The sequence below is a fragment of the Paracoccus sp. J55 genome (assembly GCF_000513975.1).
GTDB lineage: Bacteria > Pseudomonadota > Alphaproteobacteria > Rhodobacterales > Rhodobacteraceae > Paracoccus.
Map to the genome: position 1 here is coordinate 56,081 of NZ_AZVA01000005.1, position 18,746 is coordinate 74,826.

Consider the following 18,746-nt stretch of genomic DNA (forward strand, 5'->3'; position numbering starts at 1 on the left):
TTCCTTTCATCTTGCGCCGGCTTCGGCCAGCCGAGCCGCGATCGCCGCGAATCCCATGCGGCGGGCATGGGCCAGGGGCGAGATCCCCTCGCCATCGGGCAGGTTCACGTCGGCGCCGGCCTCGATCAGCAGGGTGACGATCTGCTGCTGGCGCGGGCCGCCATCGCCAAGGAGGATCGCCTCCAGCAGCGCGGTCCAGCCCAGCCGGTTGACGTGATCGACATCGACCCCGGCCTCGATCAGGCGGCGGACGGTCCCGACATGGCCGCGCTCGGCGGCCGGGATCAGCGCCGTGCCGCCAAAGCGGTTGGTGCTGGAGAGATCGGCGCCTTGGGCCAGCGTCAGATCGAGAATCTCCAGATGCCCGCGCGCCCCGGCATAAAGATAGGGGCTGTCGTGGATGGCGTCCCTGGCGTTCACGTCGGCGCCGGCCTCGATCAGCGCCCGCGCCGCCTCGACCCGGTTGGCATGGGTCGCGACCAGCAGCGGCGTGCGCCCCTCGGCATCGCGGGGATCGACGGGCGCGCCCCGGGCCAGCAACTCGCGGATCAACGCGGCGTCGCCCTCGGCGGCCGCGCGGAACAGGGCCGCTTCATGCAGGGTCCCTGCCGTGCCGGAACCGGCCGAGGCGCCCATGAGGAACGCGAAAAGGATGGCGAGAAGCTTGGGCATGGCCTGCCTTCGGATTGCGGGGCGCGCGCGTGCGGGCTGGCCCGGTCCTTGCGCGGCGACGAGGGATCGCAATGGCCCGCAAGGGCCGGGCCGCCTGCACGATATCGCAGCAGCTGGCCGGGAATAACCCCCGATATCCGAATACAGTCTAAAGAATCCGTTGAATATCGTGCGGCCAGGCCGGAATCGGGGGGCTTGCGAAGCGCGCGCCTGCTTCCTTTATCGAGGAAATGGCCCGCAGGCCGCGCGAAATCCGCGCCGCCATGCCTATACGCCGGACGGGCAATATGGCTTCATGGGTCAACCTGAAATTGCCGGAGATGCGCGAATGGCATCCGTTTTCATCAATCTTCTGATCTTTGCCGCACTGGTCGTGGTGCTGGTCCGCCTGCAGGGCGGGCAGATGTCGCTGTCGGTGCGGGTCTTCATCGCCCTGATCCTGGGCACGCTGTTCGGGATCGGGCTGCAGCTGGCCTATGGCAACGACGCACCCTCGCTGCAGACCACCATCGACTGGATCAACGTGGTCGGCAACGGCTATGTGCAGCTCCTGCAGATGGTGGTGATGCCGCTGGTCTTCGCGGCGATCCTCAGCGCGGTGGCGCGGCTGCACGACGCCTCGGCGCTTGGCCGGATCTCGGTCCTGACGCTGGGCACGCTGCTTGCCACCACCGCCATCGCGGCCTTCGTGGGCGTGGTGATGTCGCTGGCCTTCGGCCTGACCGCCGAGGGGCTGGCCCAGGGCGCGGCCGAGACCGCCCGGCTGACCACGCTGGAGACCAGCTACGCGCCGCGGGTCGCCGACCTGACGGTGCCGCAGCTGCTGCTGTCCTTCATCCCCAGGAACCCCTTCGCCGACCTGACGGGGGCCAACCCGACCTCGATCATCGCGGTGGTGGTCTTCGCCGCCTTCCTGGGCGTCGCCGCCATCCGCCTGCTGCGCCGCGACCCGGAAAAGGGCCGCAGCCTGCTGAACCTGATCGACATCCTGCAAGCCTGGATCAGCCAATTGGTGCGGCTGATCATGGTGCTGACCCCCTATGGCGTCATGGCGCTGATGACCAAGATGGCGGCGACCTCGAACGCGGCCGACATCCTGAACCTGGGCAAGTTCGTCGTCGCCTCCTATCTGGGCCTGGCGATCATGTTCGTCGTGCATGCCGTGCTGCTCAGCCTGACCGGGGTGAATCCGCTGACCTTCTATCGCAAGATCGTCCCGGCGCTGACCTTCGCCTTCTCCAGCCGTTCCAGCGCCGCGACCATCCCGCTCAATGTCGAGATCCAGACCCGCCGCCTCGGCGTGCCGCAGACCATCGCCTCCTTCTCGGCCTCCTTCGGGGCGACCATCGGCCAGAACGGCTGCGCCGGGCTCTATCCGGCGATGCTGGCGGTGATGGTGGCGCCGACGGTCGGCATCAACCCGCTGGACCCGGCCTGGATCATGACGCTGCTGGCCATCGTCACGCTGTCCTCGGCCGGGGTCGCGGGCGTGGGCGGGGGCGCCACCATGGCGGCGCTGATCGTGCTGCCGGCCATGGGGCTGCCGGTGACGCTGGTGGCGCTGCTGATCTCGGTCGAGCCGCTGATCGACATGGGCCGCACGGCGCTGAACGTCTCGGGCTCGATGACGGCGGGCACCGTCACCTCGCAGATCCTCGGCCAGACCGACAAGGCCATCCTGCAAAGCCGCGAAGAGCGCGGCATGCAGAACGCCTGACGACCGCGCGCGGCGCCGCCCGACCGCGCGGCGCCGGCTTTCACCGTTTCCCAAATACTCATGCGGCGGCGCGCGCTGTCGCCGCCTCAGCCGAATGCGTCCCGCACCGGACTTTTCGACAGCGCCACCAGCTTCTCGCGCAGCCGCATCGCCAGGGGCGACAAGGGCCGGCGCTTCAGGTCCAGCAGGTAATAGGGCGAGACGCGGATCTCATGCGGCACCGGCAGCATGGCGAAGCCCGCCCCGACCGGCGGCCGGATCAGCAATTCGGCGACCTCCTCCGACATCGGCGCCACCGCATCGCCCTGCGCCAGATAGGCGATCGTCAGCAGAAGCGAGGGGCTGTTCACGATGTTGCGCGGCTCGGCCAGCCCGACATTGGCAAAGGCCGCCAGGGCGGCCTCGCGGATCGGCGCGCCGCGGCTCTGCATGATCCATTCCTGCCCGGCCAGTTCGGTCAGCGTGACCGAGGCCGAGCGGCTCAGCGGGTGGCTGGCCCGCACCAGGAAAGCCACCTTTTCGTCCCGCATCGGCAGGATGTTGAAATCCCGGCTGTCGAATTCCGGCAGGATGCGGGCCAGCACGAAATCCATCTCTCCCGCCGCCAGATGCTGCAGCAGCTCGCGCGAGGGCATGACATCGACGGTGATGTCGGCATCCGGCGCGCCCTCCTTGATCTCGCGGATGGCCGAGACGAGATAGCTGACCGCCGGTCCGGTCACCGCGCCCACCCGCAGCGTGCCGCCGAACCCCTCGCGCAGCGCCTGCACGTCCGAGGCCATGCTGACCATCTCGCGCAGGATGACGCGGGCGCGGCGCAGCACGGCGCGGCCGATCTCGGTCGGCTCCATGCCCTTGGGCTGGCGCAGGAACAGCTGCGCGCCGACCTGGTTCTCGATCTCGGCCAGCATGCGCGAGGCGGCGGGCTGGGTCATGCCGACACGCTCGGCGGCCAGCTGCAACTGGCCGGTTTCGGCGATCTGCTGAAGCAGCCGCAGCTGCGCGGGTTTCAGCATCAGGCGGGCAGGCGGCATGGTCATGACGATTCCGGTATGCAGATTGCGAAGGATGTAATTTTACCATCATGTCGTTTCATGGCTAGATCAATCGCAAGCCATCAAGGCGGGTGGTGCCCGGGCCGCGCAAGGGCCGGCCGCCCGGACCGATTGCAGCGGGGGACCTGCCATGTTTTTGTCGCAACTTCTTCTGCCGGACGGAAGCCGCGCCGTCGCGCTGCGCGACGGCGAAGCCGCGCATCTGGTGCCCGGGGCGGACAGCACCCGGACCCTGGCGCTGGCCGCCATCGCCGCCGGCCGCAGCCTGGCCGAAGAGGCCGCGCGCCGCGGCCCCGGCGCGGCGGTGGACCTGGAAGCCGCGCTGGCCGAGGGGCGGGTGCTGCCGCCCGTGGATCATCCCGACCCGGCGCATCTGCACCTGACCGGCACCGGGCTCACGCATCTCGGCTCGGCGGCGACGCGCGACGCCATGCATGGCGCCCCCGATGCCGGCGATCTGACCGACAGCATGAAGATGTTCCGCATGGGGCTGGAGGGCGGCAAGCCGCATCCCGGTGCGGTCGGCGTGCAGCCGGAATGGTTCTACAAGGGCAACGGGCATGGGGTGGCGGCGCCGGGTGCGGCGCTGACCTCGCCCGGCTTCGCGCTGGACGCGGGCGAGGAGCCCGAGATCGCCGGGCTCTACCTGATCGGCCCGGACGGCACGCCCTTCCGCCTGGGCTTCGCGCTCGGCAACGAATTCTCGGATCATGTGACCGAGCGCGGCAACTATCTCTGGCTCGCCCATTCCAAGCTGCGCCCCGCCAGCTTCGGCCCCGAGATGCGCTTGGGCGATCTGCCGCAGCATGTCGAGGGCACCAGCCGCATCCTGCGCGACGGAGCGGTGCTCTGGGAAAGGCCGTTCCTTTCGGGCGAGGCGAACATGAGCCACAGCATCGCCAATCTGGAGCACCATCATTTCAAATACCCGCTGTTCCGCCAGCCGGGCGATGTGCACGTGCATTTCTTCGGCACGGCGACGCTGTCCTTTGCCGACGGCGTCCGCTGCCGTTCGGGCGATGTGTTCGAGATCGAGTCCCCGGCGCTGGGCCTGCCGCTGCGCAACCCGCTGGCGCCGGACCGGCCCGGCGACGCCCCGATCCGCGTCGAGGTGCTGTGATGACCAAGCCCTTCACCCCCGCGCCCTGGCCGCGCAAGCTGCGCTCGCAGCATTGGTATGGCGGCAATTCCCGCGACACGATCTATCATCGCGGATGGTTGAAGAATCAGGGCTATCCTCATGATCTGTTTGACGGAAGGCCGGTGATCGGCATCCTGAACACCTGGTCGGACCTGACGCCCTGCAACGGCCATCTGCGCGAGCTGGCCGAAAAGGTTAAGGCCGGCATCTGGGAGGCCGGGGGCTTTCCGCTGGAGGTGCCGGTGTTCTCGGCCAGCGAGAACAGCTATCGCCCAACCGCGATGATGTATCGCAACCTTGCCGCCATGGCGGTCGAGGAGGCGATGCGCGGCCAGCCCATCGACGGGGCGGTGCTGCTGGTCGGATGCGACAAGACCACGCCCAGCCTGCTGATGGGCGCCGCCTCGACCGACATCCCCTCGATCGTCGTCACCGGCGGTCCGATGCTGAACGGCTGGTTCCGGGGCGAGCGCATCGGCTCGGGCACGCATCTGTGGAAATTCTCCGAGGCCGTGAAGGCCGGCGAGATGACGCAGGAGGAGTTCCTGGAGGCCGAGGCCAGCATGTCCCGCTCATCCGGCACCTGCAACACCATGGGCACCGCCTCGACCATGGCCTCGATGGCCGAGGCGCTGGGCATGGCGCTGTCCGGGAATGCCGCGATCCCGGCGGTGGACTCGCGCCGCCGCGTCATGGCGCAGCTGACCGGCCGGCGCATCGTGCAGATGGTCAAGGACGACCTGAAGCCCAGCGACATCCTGACCCGCGCCGCCTTCGAGAATGCGATCCGCACCAACGGCGCCATCGGCGGCTCGACCAATGCGGTCATCCACCTGCTGGCCCTGGCGGGCCGGGTCGGGGTCCAGCTGACGCTGGACGATTGGGACCGGCTGGGCCGCGACGTGCCGACCATCGTGAACCTGATGCCCTCGGGCCAGTACCTGATGGAAGAATTCTTCTATGCCGGTGGCTTGCCGGTGGTTCTTCAAAGACTGGGCGAGGCGGGGCTGCTTCACCGCGAGGCGCTGACCGTTTCGGGCCGCACGATCTGGGATGAGGTGCGCGAGGCCCGCAACTGGAACGAGGACGTCATCCTGCCCGCCGACCGGCCGCTGACCGGACAGGGCGGCATCGCGGTGCTGCGCGGCAATCTGGCGCCGGACGGGGCGGTGCTGAAGCCCTCGGCCGCCAGCCCGCATCTGCTGGTGCATCGCGGCCGCGCCGTCGTCTTCGAGGATATCGACGACTACAAGGCCCGCATCGCCGACGAGGCGCTGGACATCGACGAGACCTGCGTCATGGTGCTGAAGATGTGCGGCCCGCGCGGCTATCCGGGCATGGCCGAGGTCGGCAATATGGGCCTGCCGCCCAAGGTTCTGAGGAAGGGCATCACCGACATGGTGCGGATCTCGGACGCGCGCATGTCGGGCACCGCCTATGGCACGGTGGTGCTGCATGCCTCGCCCGAGGCGGCGCGGGGCGGGCCGCTGGCCGTGGTGCGCGACGGCGACATGATCGAGCTGGACGTGCCGAACCGGCGGCTGCATCTGGACGTGCCCGATGCCGAGATCGCCCGCCGCCTGGCCGAATGGCGCAACCCGGTGCCGCCGCCGGCGGGGGGCTATGCGCGGCTGTTCCACGACCATGTCGAGGGCGCCGAGACCGGGGCGGATTTCGACTTTCTGCGGGGCTGCCGCGGCCGCGCGGTCGGAAAGGACAGCCACTGATGAAGATCGCTCTTGTCGGCATCGGAAAGATCGCGCGGGATCAGCATGTTCCGGCGATTTCCTCATCCCCGGACTGGACGCTTGCGGCCAGCGTCTCGCGCCATGGCGGCAACGAGGGGGTCGAGAGCTTCGCCCGCATCGAGGAGATGCTGGCCGCCCGGCCCGACATCCCTGCGGTCTCGCTCTGCCTGCCGCCGGTGCCGCGCTTTGCCATGGCCGAGGCGGCCTTGCGGGCGGGGCGCCATGTGATGCTGGAAAAGCCGCCCGGCGCCACGCTGGCCGAGGTGCAGGCGCTGCAGGCGCTGGCGCGCGCGCAGGGCGTGACGCTGTTCGCCAGCTGGCATTCGCGCGAGGCGCAGGCGGTGGCGGCGGCAAGACGCTGGCTTTCCGGGCGGCGCATCGAGAGCGGCCGGATCACCTGGCGCGAGGACGTGCGGGTCTGGCATCCCGGCCAGGACTGGATCTTCGCGGCCGGCGGCATGGGGGTCTTCGATCCCGGCATCAACGCGCTGTCGATCCTGACGCATATCCTGCCCGCGCCGGTGCATCTGCGCGCCGCCGAGCTGGACTTCCCCGAGAACCGTCAGGCGCCCATCGCCGCGCGGCTGCGGCTCTCGCAGGGGATCGAGGCGGATTTCGACTTCCGCCAGCAGGGCCCGCAGACCTGGGACATGGAGTTCGTGACCGATGCCGGCCGGCTGGCGCTGCGCATGGGCGGCAATGTGCTGGAGGTCGACGGGGCCGAGGCAGGGGGCGAGGCCAGCATCATGGGCGAATACCCGGCGCTTTACGCGCGCATGGCAGAGCTGGTGCGCAGGGGCGCCTCCGAGGTGGACCTGTCGCCGATGGTGCTGGTCGCGGACGCCTTTACCCTCGGCAGCCGCAATACCGTGGACGCATTCGAATTCTGAAGGAAGACCGATGGACTGGACACCGCAAGGCAAGCATCTGATCGCGGGCGAATGGGTCGGGGGCGAGGCGACATTCCGCTCGGCCCCCGCGCATGGCCCGGCGCATGGTTTCGCCAGCGGCACCGTCGATCTGGTGGACCGCGCCTGCGCCGCGGCCGAGGAGGCGTTCTGGACCTATGGCTGGACCGCGCGCGCCGACCGCGCGGCTTTCCTCGACGCCATCGCCGACGAGATCGAGGCGCGGGCCGAGGCGATCACCGCCATCGGCACGCAGGAAACCGGCCTGCCCGAGGCCCGGCTGCAAGGCGAGCGCGGCCGGACCGTGGGCCAGTTGCGGCTGTTCGCGGATCATATCCGCAAGGGCGATTACCTGGATCGCCGCCACGACAAGGCGCTGCCCGACCGCCAGCCGCCGCGTCCCGACCTGCGGCTGATCCAGCGTCCCATCGGGCCGGTGGCGGTCTTCGGCGCCTCGAACTTCCCGCTGGCGTTCTCGACGGCGGGCGGCGACACCGCCTCGGCCCTGGCGGCGGGCTGCCCGGTGGTGGTCAAGGGCCACCCCGCCCATCCCGGCACCGGCGAGATCGTGGCCGAGGCCATCCTTGCTGCCATCCGCGCCACCGACATGCCCGCCGGCAGTTTCGGCTTCATCCACGGCGACCGGCACGAGGTCGGCGCGGCGCTGGTGCAGCACCCGCTGATCCGCGCCGTGGGCTTCACCGGCAGCCTGGGCGGCGGCCGGGCGCTTTATGACCTCTGCGCCGCGCGGCCCGAGCCGATCCCCTTCTTCGGCGAGCTCGGCAGCATCAACCCCTGCTTCGTGCTTCCCCATGCGCTGGCGGCGCGCGGCGCGCAGATCGCGCGCGACTGGACCGCCAGCCTGACCATGGGCGCCGGGCAGTTCTGCACCAATCCGGGCCTGCTGGTGCTGCGCGCCGAGGATGCTGACGCCTTCACCGCCGCCGCCACCGAGGCGCTGGTGGACGCCCCCGAACAGGTCATGCTGACCGATGGCATCGCCGAGGCCTATCGCGCAGGCGCCGCCCGCGTCAGTGCCCATGCCGCGCCGGTGCTGGCCTGCGACAGCCGGGGCCGCGATGCGCGGCCCGGCATCTACCGGACCAGCGCGCGGGACTTCCTGCACAGCCACGCCCTGGGGGAAGAGGTCTTCGGCCCGCTCGGCCTTGTCGTCACCACCAGTTCGGAGGACGAGATGCTGGGCCTTGCCCGCGCGCTGGACGGCCAGCTGACCGCCACCTTGCAGATGGAGGCCGGCGACACCGCGCTGGCCTGCCGGCTGATGCCGATCTTGGAACGCAAGGCCGGCCGGGTGCTGGCCAATGGCTGGCCCACCGGGGTCGAGGTCGCCGACGCCATGGTGCATGGCGGCCCTTACCCGGCATCGACGAATTTCGGCGCCACCAGCGTCGGCACCCTGGCGATCCGCCGCTTCCTGCGGCCGGTCTGCTTCCAGAACCTGCCCGACGCGCTGCTGCCGGAGGACTTGCGGGGCTGAGAGGACAGCCCCGTAGAAAACGGTCATTGAGGGAGGAAACCATGACCAGATTCCTGATGAGCACCGCCGCCGCTGCCGCGCTGGCGATTTCGGCCACGGCCGCCATGGCCGAGGGCGAAACCGTCGGCTTTTCCCAGATCGGCTCGGAATCCGGCTGGCGCGCGGCCGAGACCACGCTGACCAAGACCCAGGCCGAGGAACGCGGCCTGAAGCTGCAATTCTCGGACGCGCAGCAGAAGCAGGAAAACCAGATCGCCGCGATCCGCTCCTTCATCGCGCAGGGCGTGGACGCGATCCTGCTCGCCCCGGTCGTCGCCACCGGCTGGGACGCCGTGCTGCAAGAGGCCAAGGAGGCCGAGATCCCGGTCGTGCTGCTGGACCGGCAGGTGGACAGTTCGGACGATCTGTACCTGACCGCCGTCGGCTCGAACCTGGTGCATGAGGGCGAGGTCGCCGGCAAATGGCTGGTCGATACCGTCGGCGACAAGGAATGCCGCGTGGTCGAGCTGCAGGGCACCACCGGTTCCAGCCCCGCCATCGACCGCAAGAAGGGCTTCGAGAACGCGCTGGCCGGGCACGACAACCTGAAGATCGTGCGCAGCCAGACCGGCGACTTCACCCGCGCCCAGGGCAAGGAGGTGATGGAGAGCTTCCTGCAGGCCGAGAACGGCGGCAAGGACATCTGCGCGCTCTATGCCCATAACGACGACATGGCGGTCGGCGCGATCCAGGCCATCAAGGAGGCCGGGCTGAAGCCGGGCACCGACATCCTGGTCGTGTCCATCGACGGCGTGCCGGACCTGTTCCAGGCCATGGCCAACGGCGAGGCGAATGCCACCGTCGAGCTGACGCCGAACATGGCCGGCCCGGCCTTCGACGCGCTCGCCGCCTATTGGAAGGACGGCACCCAGCCGGCGAAGTTCCTGCAGACCGAGTCGAAGCTCTACACGCAAGCCGACGACCCGGCCGGCGAATACGAGCGCCGCAAGGGCCTGGGCTACTGACAGCCGGCGGCCGGGCCGTCCATGCGGCGGCCCGCGCCGAGCCGAGGAGGGGCGCGATGCTGCTGACCATCCGGTCTTTGACCAAGACATTCCCGGGAACGAAGGCGCTCGACGCGGTGGATTTCGACCTGGCCGCGGGCGAGGTCCACGCGCTGCTGGGCGAGAACGGCGCCGGCAAGTCCACGCTGATCAAATGCCTGACCGGCGCCTATCGCCGCGACGGCGGCACCATCACCCTGGACGGCGCGACCATCGACCCGCAATCGACCGTCGAAGCGCAGGAGCAGGGCATCGGCACCGTCTATCAAGAGGTGAACCTGCTGCCCAACCTGACCGTGGCGCAGAACCTGATGTTCGGCCGCGAGCCGCGCCGCTGGGGGCTGATCGACAGCCGCGCCCTGCGGGCCGGGGCGCGCGAGACGCTGCGGCCCTATGGCCTGGATATCGACGTGGACCGCGACCTGGGCAGCTTTTCCGTCGCCATCCAGCAGATCGTCGCCATCGCCCGCGCCGTGGCGCTGTCGGGCAAGGTGCTGATCCTGGACGAGCCGACCGCCAGCCTGGACGCGGCCGAGGTGCGCATGGTCTTCGACGTGGTGCGGGGGCTGCGCGAGCGCGGTCTGGGCATCGTCTTCGTGTCGCATTTCCTCGACCAGGTGTTCGACCTGACCGACCGCGTGACCGTGCTGCGGAACGGCCGCAAGATCGTCACCGAGCGCACGGCCGAGCTGGACCGGGTGAAGCTGATCGAGCACATGCTGGGCCGCGCGCTGGAGCATGAGGTGGCCGAGCAGGCCGCCCGCACCGCCGCCGCCCGTCCGCCCCTGCTGGAATTCCGCGGCTTCGGCCGGCGCGGCGTGGTCGAGCCCTTCGACCTGACCGTGGGGCAGGGCGAGGTGGTGGGGCTGGCGGGCCTGCTGGGCTCGGGCCGGACCGAAAGCGCCGAGCTGATGTTCGGCGTGCGTCCCGCGCAATCGGGCGAGGCCAGCGACGCGCAGTCCCGGCTGGACCTGTCCAGCCCGCGCGCCGCCATCGCGCAGGGCTTCGGCTTCGTCCCCGAGGAGCGCAAGACCGACGGCATCGTCGCCGAACTGTCGATCCGCGAGAACATCATCCTGGGCCTGCAGGCCCGGCGCGGCTGGGCGCGGCCGATTCCGCGCGCCGAGCAAAACCGCATCGCCGACGACTATATCAAGCGGCTCGACATCCGCACCTCGGGCCGGGAGAAGCCCATCGGCGAGCTGTCCGGCGGCAACCAGCAGAAGGCCATCCTTGCCCGCTGGCTGGCGATGAACCCGCGTTTCCTGATCCTGGACGAGCCGACGCGCGGCATTGACGTCGGCGCCCATGCCGAGATCCTGCGCCTGATCCGCGAGCTGACCCAGGCCGGCATGTCGATCCTGCTGGTATCGAGCGAGATCGACGAGCTGGTCGCCAGCGCCGACCGGGTGATCGTGCTGCGCGACCGCCGCCATGTCGCGGAGCTTTCGGGGCCGCGCCTGACCGGTGCCGAGATCATGCGCGCCATCGCCGGCGGGGAGGTGGCGGCATGACTCTGCTGAAACGCATCGCCCCGCAACTGGTCGCGCTGGCGCTGCTGGTGGCGCTGGTGACGGTGTTCTATCCGGGTTTCCTGAAGATCGGCATCAGCGGCGACCGGCTGGTCGGGCCGATGATCGACGTCTTGAAGCGCGGCGCGCCGGTGGCGCTGCTGGCGGTCGGCATGACCCTGGTCATCGCCACGCGCGGCATCGACCTGTCGGTCGGCACCACCATGGCGATCTGTGGCGCGGTCGCCGCCTCGGCCGTGGCCGGCGGCTGGGGGCTGGTGCCCGCGCTGCTCTTGGCGCTGGCCGCCGGCGCGCTCGCCGGGCTGTGGAACGGGCTGCTGGTCGCCGTGGTCGGCATCCAGCCCTTCGTCGCCACGCTGATCCTGATGACCATGGGGCGCGGCATCGCCCAGCTGATTACCGAAGGGCGCATCCTGACCTTCACCGACGCGGGCTTCGCCTTCTTCGGCTCGGGCAGCCTCCTGGGCCTACCGGTGCCGGCCTGGCTGTGGCTGGCCTGCGGTCTGGGCATGGCGGCGCTGATGCGGCGCACCGCGCTTGGCCTGCTGGTCGAATCCATCGGCATCAACCGCCGCGCCAGCGCCCTGGCCGGGGTGAACGCCACGGTGCTGCTGATCGCGGTCTATGTCGTCTCGGGGCTTTGCGCGGCGCTGGCCGGGATCGTCGTCACCGCCGACATCCGCGGCGCCGACGCCAACAATGCCGGGCTGTGGCTGGAGCTCGACGCCATCCTCGCCGTGGTGATCGGCGGCAATTCCCTGCTGGGCGGGCGGTTCTCCATCATCGCCTCGCTGATCGGGGCGCTGATCATCCAGACCATCGACACCGGCATCCTGTTGGCCGGGTTCCCGTCCGAATACAACCTGGTCATCAAGGCCGGGCTGGTGCTGGTGATCCTGGTGCTGCAATCGCCGCGCATCGCCGGGGAATGGCGGCTGTGGCGCGACAGCCACCGTGCCAGCCGCGAGGCCGCGCTGCACCGAGGAGCCGCGAAATGAACACCCGCGCCCTGCCGCTTTACGCGACCGTCGTCATCTTCCTGCTGGCCTATCTGCTGTGCTGGCTGCAATTCCCCAACATCCTTTCGACGCGGGTGATCGGCAACCTGCTGACCGACAACGCCTATCTGGGCATCGTCGCCGTCGGCATGACGCTGGTGATCCTGTCGGGCGGCATCGACCTGTCGGTGGGCAGCGTCATCGCCTTTTCCGGCGTCTTCATCGCCGTGATCCTGCGCGAGACATCGCTGCACCCGCTGGTCGTCTTCGCCCTGCTCCTGGCGCTGACCACCGCCTTCGGCGCGGCCATGGGCATCCTGATCGACCGGCTGGCCATGCCCGCCTTCATCGTCACGCTGGCCGGCATGTTCCTGGCCCGCGGCGCGGCCTATATGCTGTCGATCGACTCGGTGCCGATCGCGCATCCCTTCTACAAGACCCTGCAATCGGCCTATTGGCTGATGCCCGGCAAGGGCCGGCTGACGCTGATCGGCGTCGTCATGCTGCTGACGGTGCTGGCGGGCATGGTCGTCGCCCACAAGACCCGCTTCGGCGCATCCGTCTATGCGCTTGGCGGCGGCGAGGCCACGGCGCGGCTGATGGGCGTGCGGCAGGGGCGCACGACGATGCTGGTCTATGCCTTTTCCGGGCTGATGGCCGGGCTCTCGGGCATCGTGTTCTCGATCTATACCGGCTCGGGCTATTCGCTGGCGACGGTGGGAACGGAGCTGACCGCCATCGCGGCGGTGGTGATCGGCGGCACATTGCTGACCGGAGGCGCGGGCTACATGTTCGGCACGCTGGTCGGCGTGCTGACCATGGGGCTGATCCAGACCTACATCGTCTTCGACGGCACGCTGTCGAGCTGGTGGACGAAGATCGTCATCGGCGTGCTGCTGCTGGTGTTCATCCTGCTGCAGAAGGGGCTGCTGAAACTGTCGCAATCGCGGCTGGAAGGCACGGGCGCCTGACCGCCGCAGCTGTCCGGCCGGCTTGTGTAAGGCAAGCAGCGGGTTGGCCTTTTGCCGTCATCGTCGAGGCCGTCGATCATCTCGGTCGGGCGATATGGGGGCGGGGTCCCGACCGACCGGAGCCGAGAACGGTACTGGTGATCACGCATGCGCTGATACCGGCGCGCCGCGCAATGCCGCGGAGGCCATGCGGCACCTGCCTTATGCGAGGTCCGCGCATCTTGCGGTTATTTTCCAGCCCGCATCGTCCTGCCGCAGCAACCATGTCTTGCGCGGGATCGAGGTTCCCGCCGCGGTGCGATAGCTTGCAATTTCCAGCCCAAGACCGTCAGCCGATGGGGCGAGGCGGCCTGGCGCCTCGATCCCGTCGGCAAAGCACAGGACAATGTCGATCTCGCCTGCAGGTGGATCAGCGGGCAATCTTGCGTGACAGCCCGGATAAGCGTGACTGTCCTGGAGGAATATCTGCATCCCGGCTCTCCTCTCTCTCTCTTTCGGCCAGTCCATGCGGCACGGCTGGCAAGGCGGCCTTCAGGATGGAAACCGTATAGTCCTTGCGGCCAAGCTGCCAGGAAAGCGCGTTCCCGCCTGTCCGTTTGCTGCTTGTCCGCGCCATCGGCCATGAAGCCGTCCCGCAGCTGAACATGTCGCTCGCCGCCATCGGCCACCAGCCGATAGACGCCGCGCACCGAAGGCTTCACTCGTGCCGCGACCGTTTGAGGGCAGAACCGGTTCTCCTGCGCGCGATCATCCTCGCCACGGCGGGGTTCGCGCTGGTCGAGCACCCGTTGAAGGACGGCCAGGCGGGCTGACCTCTCCCGGCAGCCGGGGCGCAGCATGCGGATGCCGCCGGTGGGGCGGCCTGCGCGGCCAAGGGCGGGAAGCGCGTAATCGCGTCGATTCCGGGCGTGCAACCTGACGCTGCATCTGCTAGACTGACGGCCGAGGACGGTTCGGCCCGACATGTTCGCGGGCGGCGAGCCGGGTTCTCCGGCTGGCGCCTCGCCCGGTTCCGGGCCCTCCAGGAAGGGAGGATGCAGCCATGCACCGAGAAACGATTGGAAACCCGCTCAGCTGGAGCGCGCAGAGGCTCGCCGGCATCGGCCGCGGCGCCGGCGCGGCGGTGGACGGGATCGGCAGCCACGAGATGGCCCTGCCCGAGGTCAACCAGATCGGCCTGGGCGACATTCGCGCGGCGCTTCGCAAGGGCGTCGAGGATTTCGGCGCGCTCCGCACCGATGTGATCACCGCGGTGGCGCTTTATCCGGTGATCGGCTTCGTCCTTGCAGCCTGGGCGTTCAACGCCGGACAGGTGCATCTGCTCTTTCCGCTGGCCGCGGGCTTTCCCCTGATCGGGCCGGTCGCGGCTCTCGGCCTCTACGAGATGAGCCGGCGGCGCGAGCGGGGCGAGGAGACGGATTGGGGCGCGGTGCTGGCCACGCTGAGCGGCCGGGTGCTGGGGCCGGTGCTGGCGCTGGGCTGCCTTCTTGCGGTGATCTTCGCCTTCTGGCTTATCGCCGCCCATGCGATCTGGGCCGTCACCCTCGGACCCGAGCCCTATGACAGCCTCCTCGTCTTCCTGCGCGACGCCGTCACCAGCAGCGCGGGCTGGACGATGATCCTGGCCGGGTTCGCTGTCGGCTTCGTCTTCGCGGCCGTGGTGCTCTGCGTCAGCCTGGTGTCGTTTCCGATGCTGATCGACCGCCCGGTGGGGGTGCCGGTGGCGCTGGCGACCTCGCTTGCCGTGGCGCGCCGCAATCCGGGGACGACAGCCCTCTGGGGGCTGATCGTGGCTGTTTCGCTGGTGCTGGGGATGATCCCGCTGTTCGCCGGGCTGATCGTCGTCCTGCCCATCCTCGGCCATGCGACATGGCATCTTTACCGCCGGGCGGTGGCCTAGCCTGATCGAGGCGCGCTGCGGCGGTCCGTCGGCGACGCGGACACGCATGGCAGCGAACCGGGCTGAGAGCCTGCCTTTCGTGCCGCGCCGCCAACTCACGGCCTGCCACTTCGCCTTCTCAAGCATCTCCTGCGCCGGACGAGATGGGACATCGGGGACATGGTTCTTGCGCGGTCGCCCGCGACCGGGAAGATCAGGGCAACCTTGGCCGGGTAGACCTTCTGCTTGTGAGGGATGCCCACGGCCCAGGTCAGTCCACGCTCGGTGAGCGCCTGCCGGAACGGGCCAGACAGGCCATGGCCGGCGTCGGCCAGGATGCCGCCAAAGCGCGCAGCTGCGCTGCGCACATGCGCTTAGGACCATGCTCGCGTTCGCCTTCCTGCAAGCCCGACGCCTGAAGGCAGCGGGTCGGAAAAAAGGGCCCCAGCTGCCCCGCCGCAACCGAGCCTGCCAGCTCTCAGGAAGACGATCTTGATCCAGCTCAGCCAGCCGCCGCCCAGCTGTCCCCACTGCCGTAGGAAGTGGCGAAAAATGCTCAACAGACTTCTGCCAAAGTAGTGCTAGGGTGACATGACACATCTTTGTGCGGGGTTTCTCGCGCAGCCCGATCGGAGCCGCGCGAGGGAGAAGTCACTGTGGACACGGCGATAGCGGATCAGGCCGCAACCGCGGGGTTACGCCTCGACAGCCGGACATAGGCCATGTCCAGCGCCAGCATGACCAGCAGCGAGGCGCCGACCAGCGGGAAGATCACGCCGCCGACCGCGAGGATCGCGATCAGGCCGCGAAACACCCGCCGGTCCTGCGGCAGCGGCGGCACGCCGAGCGAACCCGAGGGCCTGCGCTTCCACCACATCACCGCGGCCGAGACCGCCAGCAGCACGATGGCCGCGCAGGCCGCCAGCAGGATGATCTGGTTCAGCACGCCGAAGGTCTGGCCCATATGGGTGTTGATGCCCCATTCCAGCCATTTCCCCAGCGGGCCGTAATCGGCATAGCCCATGTCCAGCAGCGGCTGCCCGCCATACTGGTCCAGATGCACCACGCGCTGCCGGCTCAGGTCGTCGGGATAGACCGAACCGCTGAACACGCCTTCGGGCTTTTGCGGCAGGCCGACGGCATAGCCGCGATGCAGGCCCAGCCGGTCGAAGGTCGCGACCGCATCGTCCAGCGTGATCGGGGTGCCGCCGGGCACCGGGCTTTCAGGGATCTGCGCCTGTTCCAGCGACCAGGAGGTCTTGGCAATCTCATCCAGCTTCTGCTGCGACATCGGCACGTTCATCCGCACTCCGTTCGGATAGCCGAAATTATTGCCGTTGGCCCATTCGTTCACCTTGCCGCCCCAGACCCCCGACCAAGGCATGCCCGTGACGGCCAGGAAGACGATGAAGAAGCCCACGAACAGCCCCGTCACCGCATGCAGGTCGCGCCAGAATACCCGCCGCTGCGGCCGGCCCCGGACCGAGACGATGCCGCCCTGTTGCCCGCGCGGCCACCACAGCCAGATGCCGGTGCCGACCAGCAGGATCGACCAGCCCGCCGCGATCTCGATGAGATAGCGCGTCCAGGTGCCGAAATACTTGAAGCTGTGCAGCGTGCGGACCGTCCACATCAGGGTCGTGCGGTCCGGCATCGCCCCCAGCACCAGGCCGTTATAGGGGTTCACATAGACCGCCATCCTGCCGCGATCCGTGCTGACGGTGACCTCGGTCGAGGCGCCGGGGTCGGCCGGGTCGGTGTATTTGACCGCCGTGCCCGGAACCGCATCCAGGGCCGAGGCGACCTGCGCGGTCGGTGCCAGCCTCTGGCTGTCCTGCACCTGCACGCGCTTGAGGTCGGCGTGATACCAGTTATCGATCTCGTCGCGGAAGACATACATCGCGCCGGTGATCGACAGCGTGATCATGAAGGGCAGCACCAGCAGCCCGGCGTAGAAATGCCAGCGCCAGACGGCGCGATAGAGATCGCCCACACCCTGGCGAGCGGTATCGGGAATTGCAGACATGGAGTCCTCGCACATGCGGCGGCCCGCCGAGGCAGGGCCGATATTGGCTGGGAGCGGGCGCTCAATGGCCCGAATGATCCGAGGCGTGGCCCTGGTGGCCTGCGGGCGCGGCATTCATGGCGCGCACCGCGAACGGCAGGGCGATTTCGCCCGCCTTCTCGAAGACCAGCGTCGCCTCGACGGTCTCGCCCTCGGCAAAGGGTTCCGCGACCTGCATGAACATCAGGTGATAGCCGCCGGGCTTCAGCTCGACCGAGCCGCCCGCCGGGACCGGCAGGCCATCGGGCAGTTCGCGCATCTTCATCACGTCGCCGTTCATGGTCATCTCGTGGATCTGCACCGCGCCCGCCCGCGGCGAACGGGCCGCGACCAGGCGGTCGTCCTGGCTGCCGTTGTTGGCGATGGTGACATAGCCGCCTGCCACCGGCGCATTGGGCGGCATGGCGCGGACATAGCCGTCCGAAAGCAGCAGATCTCCATGCGTTACGGGATCGGCCGAGGCCGAGGCGGCAAGGAAGCCAAGGAAAAGCGCGCCCAGCATCGGGGCGGCCAGAATTCTGGATTTCATGGTTCTATCTCGTGTCTGAAACTGCGTTCACCGCCCCCAGTGGGCGATGGCGAGGATCAGACGGCGGGCGGCCCCCGGGCCGAGGGCGCCAGCACCTGCGCGCGCAGGATGCGCAAGTCATGGGCGGGTGCCGGTTCGGCGGGACGGGGTGCATCCGGCTTGGCCGATTGCACCGTGGGCGCCGTCTCCAGAACCGGCTGGGCGTGGGCCGACCAGTCGCAGGGCGGCTTCGGCGTCTTGGGGATGGGCGCATCCTGCCGGGCGCGGTATTCATCGGCCGTGATGACGCTGCCGTCATCGTCCAGCACCATCTCGACCGGCAGGTGATCGGCGCAAAGCACCACCATGAAGCTTTGCGGCGTCGGCCCGGCCGCGACCATCGTGCCTTGCGCCATCAGCGACAGCAGCACGAAGGGCAACACCATGAGCAGCGCCAGCACCCGGCCGCAAGCCGGACGAACGCGTGCAGATGATGGCGCGATTCTGCTCACCGAAAACCCTTTCCCCTGTCTCTATAGCGCGCGATGCGGCACGCGCGCCAGACGTCTGAGTTTTCCCTGCAATATTGCTGCTGAGGCGTGCCCTTTTCCAGGGCCGCGCTGCCGGTGAGCGTTTTTCCCCTCATCGGAGACAGAGAATGGCCCTCAGAAGCCGTTTCGGCGCTGTTGCGATCTGCGGTCTTGCGGCGGGCATGGCGCCGGCGACCGATTATCCGCTTTCCATCGGGAATTGCGGCCAGACCCTCGTGTTCGACGACGCGCCCGAACGCGTGGTGACCATCGGCCAGTCCACCAGGAGGTGACAGTATCTCTAAGTCATTGATTCATTGGAATATGGGGTCTTTGCCGGTTTCCCTTGATGCGCGCGGAATCGTCCCGGCGGGCCGCAGCGCGCGCATCTACGATCGCAGCGAAGTGGCCGATCTGCTGGTGCAAATCAGCCCGCCGGAGAAAATCCGCTTGACGGCCTTGCGCACACGATTGCTTTCGC

18 protein-coding genes and 1 pseudogene are annotated in these 18,746 nt (G+C 68.8%); 12 read left to right on the forward strand and 7 right to left on the reverse strand.

The genetic code is table 11. The features are described from left to right. Positions 1–6: 6 nt before the first annotated feature. Positions 7–672: an ankyrin repeat domain-containing protein gene (locus PARJ55_RS0106675; RefSeq protein ID WP_028712324.1), complete on the reverse strand. Its 666-nt coding sequence runs from the start codon at positions 670–672 to the stop codon at positions 7–9. A gap of 328 nt (positions 673–1,000) precedes the next feature. Between PARJ55_RS0106675 and PARJ55_RS0106680 the strand changes: the two genes are divergently transcribed. After that, positions 1,001–2,389: an L-cystine transporter gene (locus PARJ55_RS0106680; RefSeq protein WP_028712325.1), complete on the forward strand. Its 1,389-nt coding sequence runs from the start codon at positions 1,001–1,003 to the stop codon at positions 2,387–2,389. Positions 2,390–2,475: 86 nt separating this feature from the next. Here PARJ55_RS0106680 and PARJ55_RS0106685 read toward each other — a convergent pair whose 3' ends face one another. Further along, a complete protein-coding gene (locus PARJ55_RS0106685) occupies positions 2,476–3,429 on the reverse strand; it encodes a LysR family transcriptional regulator (RefSeq protein ID WP_028712326.1) in 954 nt (317 codons plus the stop codon). Positions 3,430–3,574: 145 nt separating this feature from the next. On the opposite strand from PARJ55_RS0106685, the gene araD1 reads away from it, so the two are divergent. From araD1 to yjfF, 8 genes are read left to right on the forward strand one after another with little or no spacing between them, the layout of a single operon-like run. Continuing rightward, complete coding sequence (araD1, locus tag PARJ55_RS0106690; protein WP_028712327.1) at positions 3,575–4,564, forward strand: AraD1 family protein; 990 nt, start codon at positions 3,575–3,577, stop codon at positions 4,562–4,564. Beyond that, positions 4,564–6,312, forward strand: a complete 1,749-nt coding sequence (gene araD / locus PARJ55_RS0106695; protein ID WP_028712328.1) for an L-arabinonate dehydratase — start codon at positions 4,564–4,566, stop codon at positions 6,310–6,312. The genes araD1 and araD overlap by 1 nt, the downstream gene beginning before the upstream one ends. After that, positions 6,312–7,223: a Gfo/Idh/MocA family protein gene (locus PARJ55_RS0106700; RefSeq protein ID WP_028712329.1), complete on the forward strand. Its 912-nt coding sequence runs from the start codon at positions 6,312–6,314 to the stop codon at positions 7,221–7,223. Before araD ends, PARJ55_RS0106700 begins: the two co-directional genes overlap by 1 nt. A gap of 10 nt (positions 7,224–7,233) precedes the next feature. Further along, the gene (locus tag PARJ55_RS0106705; RefSeq protein WP_028712330.1) at positions 7,234–8,739 is read left to right on the forward strand and encodes an aldehyde dehydrogenase (NADP(+)); all 1,506 of its coding nucleotides are present in this window, start codon (positions 7,234–7,236) and stop codon (positions 8,737–8,739) included. A 41-nt stretch (positions 8,740–8,780) separates the two neighbouring features. Continuing rightward, a complete protein-coding gene (gene ytfQ, locus PARJ55_RS0106710) occupies positions 8,781–9,743 on the forward strand; it encodes a galactofuranose ABC transporter, galactofuranose-binding protein YtfQ (RefSeq protein WP_028712331.1) in 963 nt (320 codons plus the stop codon). Positions 9,744–9,799: 56 nt separating this feature from the next. After that, on the forward strand, positions 9,800–11,296 hold the full coding sequence (locus PARJ55_RS0106715) for a sugar ABC transporter ATP-binding protein (RefSeq protein WP_028712332.1): 1,497 nt from the start codon (positions 9,800–9,802) through the stop codon (positions 11,294–11,296). Beyond that, a complete protein-coding gene (locus PARJ55_RS0106720) occupies positions 11,293–12,312 on the forward strand; it encodes an ABC transporter permease (RefSeq protein WP_028712333.1) in 1,020 nt (339 codons plus the stop codon). Before PARJ55_RS0106715 ends, PARJ55_RS0106720 begins: the two co-directional genes overlap by 4 nt. Then, positions 12,309–13,283 (forward strand): galactofuranose ABC transporter, permease protein YjfF, encoded by a 975-nt coding sequence (gene yjfF / locus PARJ55_RS0106725; protein WP_028712334.1) that lies wholly within the window; start codon positions 12,309–12,311, stop codon positions 13,281–13,283. The genes PARJ55_RS0106720 and yjfF overlap by 4 nt, the downstream gene beginning before the upstream one ends. Positions 13,284–13,484: 201 nt before the next feature. On the opposite strand, the gene PARJ55_RS23885 is transcribed toward yjfF, so the two are convergent. After that, complete coding sequence (locus PARJ55_RS23885; protein WP_156929436.1) at positions 13,485–13,754, reverse strand: hypothetical protein; 270 nt, start codon at positions 13,752–13,754, stop codon at positions 13,485–13,487. 173 nt (positions 13,755–13,927) lie between these two features. Between PARJ55_RS23885 and PARJ55_RS0106730 the strand changes: the two genes are divergently transcribed. Together PARJ55_RS0106730 and PARJ55_RS0106735 are read left to right on the forward strand one after the other, a co-directional pair. After that, positions 13,928–14,095, forward strand: a complete 168-nt coding sequence (locus tag PARJ55_RS0106730; RefSeq protein ID WP_156929437.1) for a hypothetical protein — start codon at positions 13,928–13,930, stop codon at positions 14,093–14,095. A 230-nt stretch (positions 14,096–14,325) separates the two neighbouring features. Beyond that, a complete protein-coding gene (locus PARJ55_RS0106735; RefSeq protein ID WP_028712336.1) occupies positions 14,326–15,183 on the forward strand; it encodes a DUF2189 domain-containing protein in 858 nt (285 codons plus the stop codon). A gap of 12 nt (positions 15,184–15,195) precedes the next feature. Here the strand turns inward: PARJ55_RS0106735 and PARJ55_RS23270 are convergent. From PARJ55_RS23270 to PARJ55_RS21570, 4 genes and pseudogenes are all read right to left on the reverse strand, one after another. Continuing rightward, positions 15,196–15,530 (reverse strand): annotated as a pseudogene (locus PARJ55_RS23270) (transposase); the annotation flags it as partial. A 308-nt stretch (positions 15,531–15,838) separates the two neighbouring features. Further along, positions 15,839–17,188: a PepSY domain-containing protein gene (locus PARJ55_RS0106740; RefSeq protein ID WP_028712337.1), complete on the reverse strand. Its 1,350-nt coding sequence runs from the start codon at positions 17,186–17,188 to the stop codon at positions 15,839–15,841. A gap of 61 nt (positions 17,189–17,249) precedes the next feature. After that, a complete protein-coding gene (locus PARJ55_RS0106745) occupies positions 17,250–17,756 on the reverse strand; it encodes a copper chaperone PCu(A)C (protein ID WP_051416176.1) in 507 nt (168 codons plus the stop codon). Between the two features lie 56 nt (positions 17,757–17,812). Then, positions 17,813–18,247, reverse strand: coding sequence for a hypothetical protein (locus tag PARJ55_RS21570; protein WP_156929438.1), 435 nt, complete (start codon positions 18,245–18,247; stop codon positions 17,813–17,815). A gap of 146 nt (positions 18,248–18,393) precedes the next feature. Between PARJ55_RS21570 and PARJ55_RS23890 the strand changes: the two genes are divergently transcribed. Then, positions 18,394–18,558, forward strand: coding sequence for a hypothetical protein (locus tag PARJ55_RS23890; protein WP_232215674.1), 165 nt, complete (start codon positions 18,394–18,396; stop codon positions 18,556–18,558). Positions 18,559–18,746: the final 188 nt, after the last annotated feature.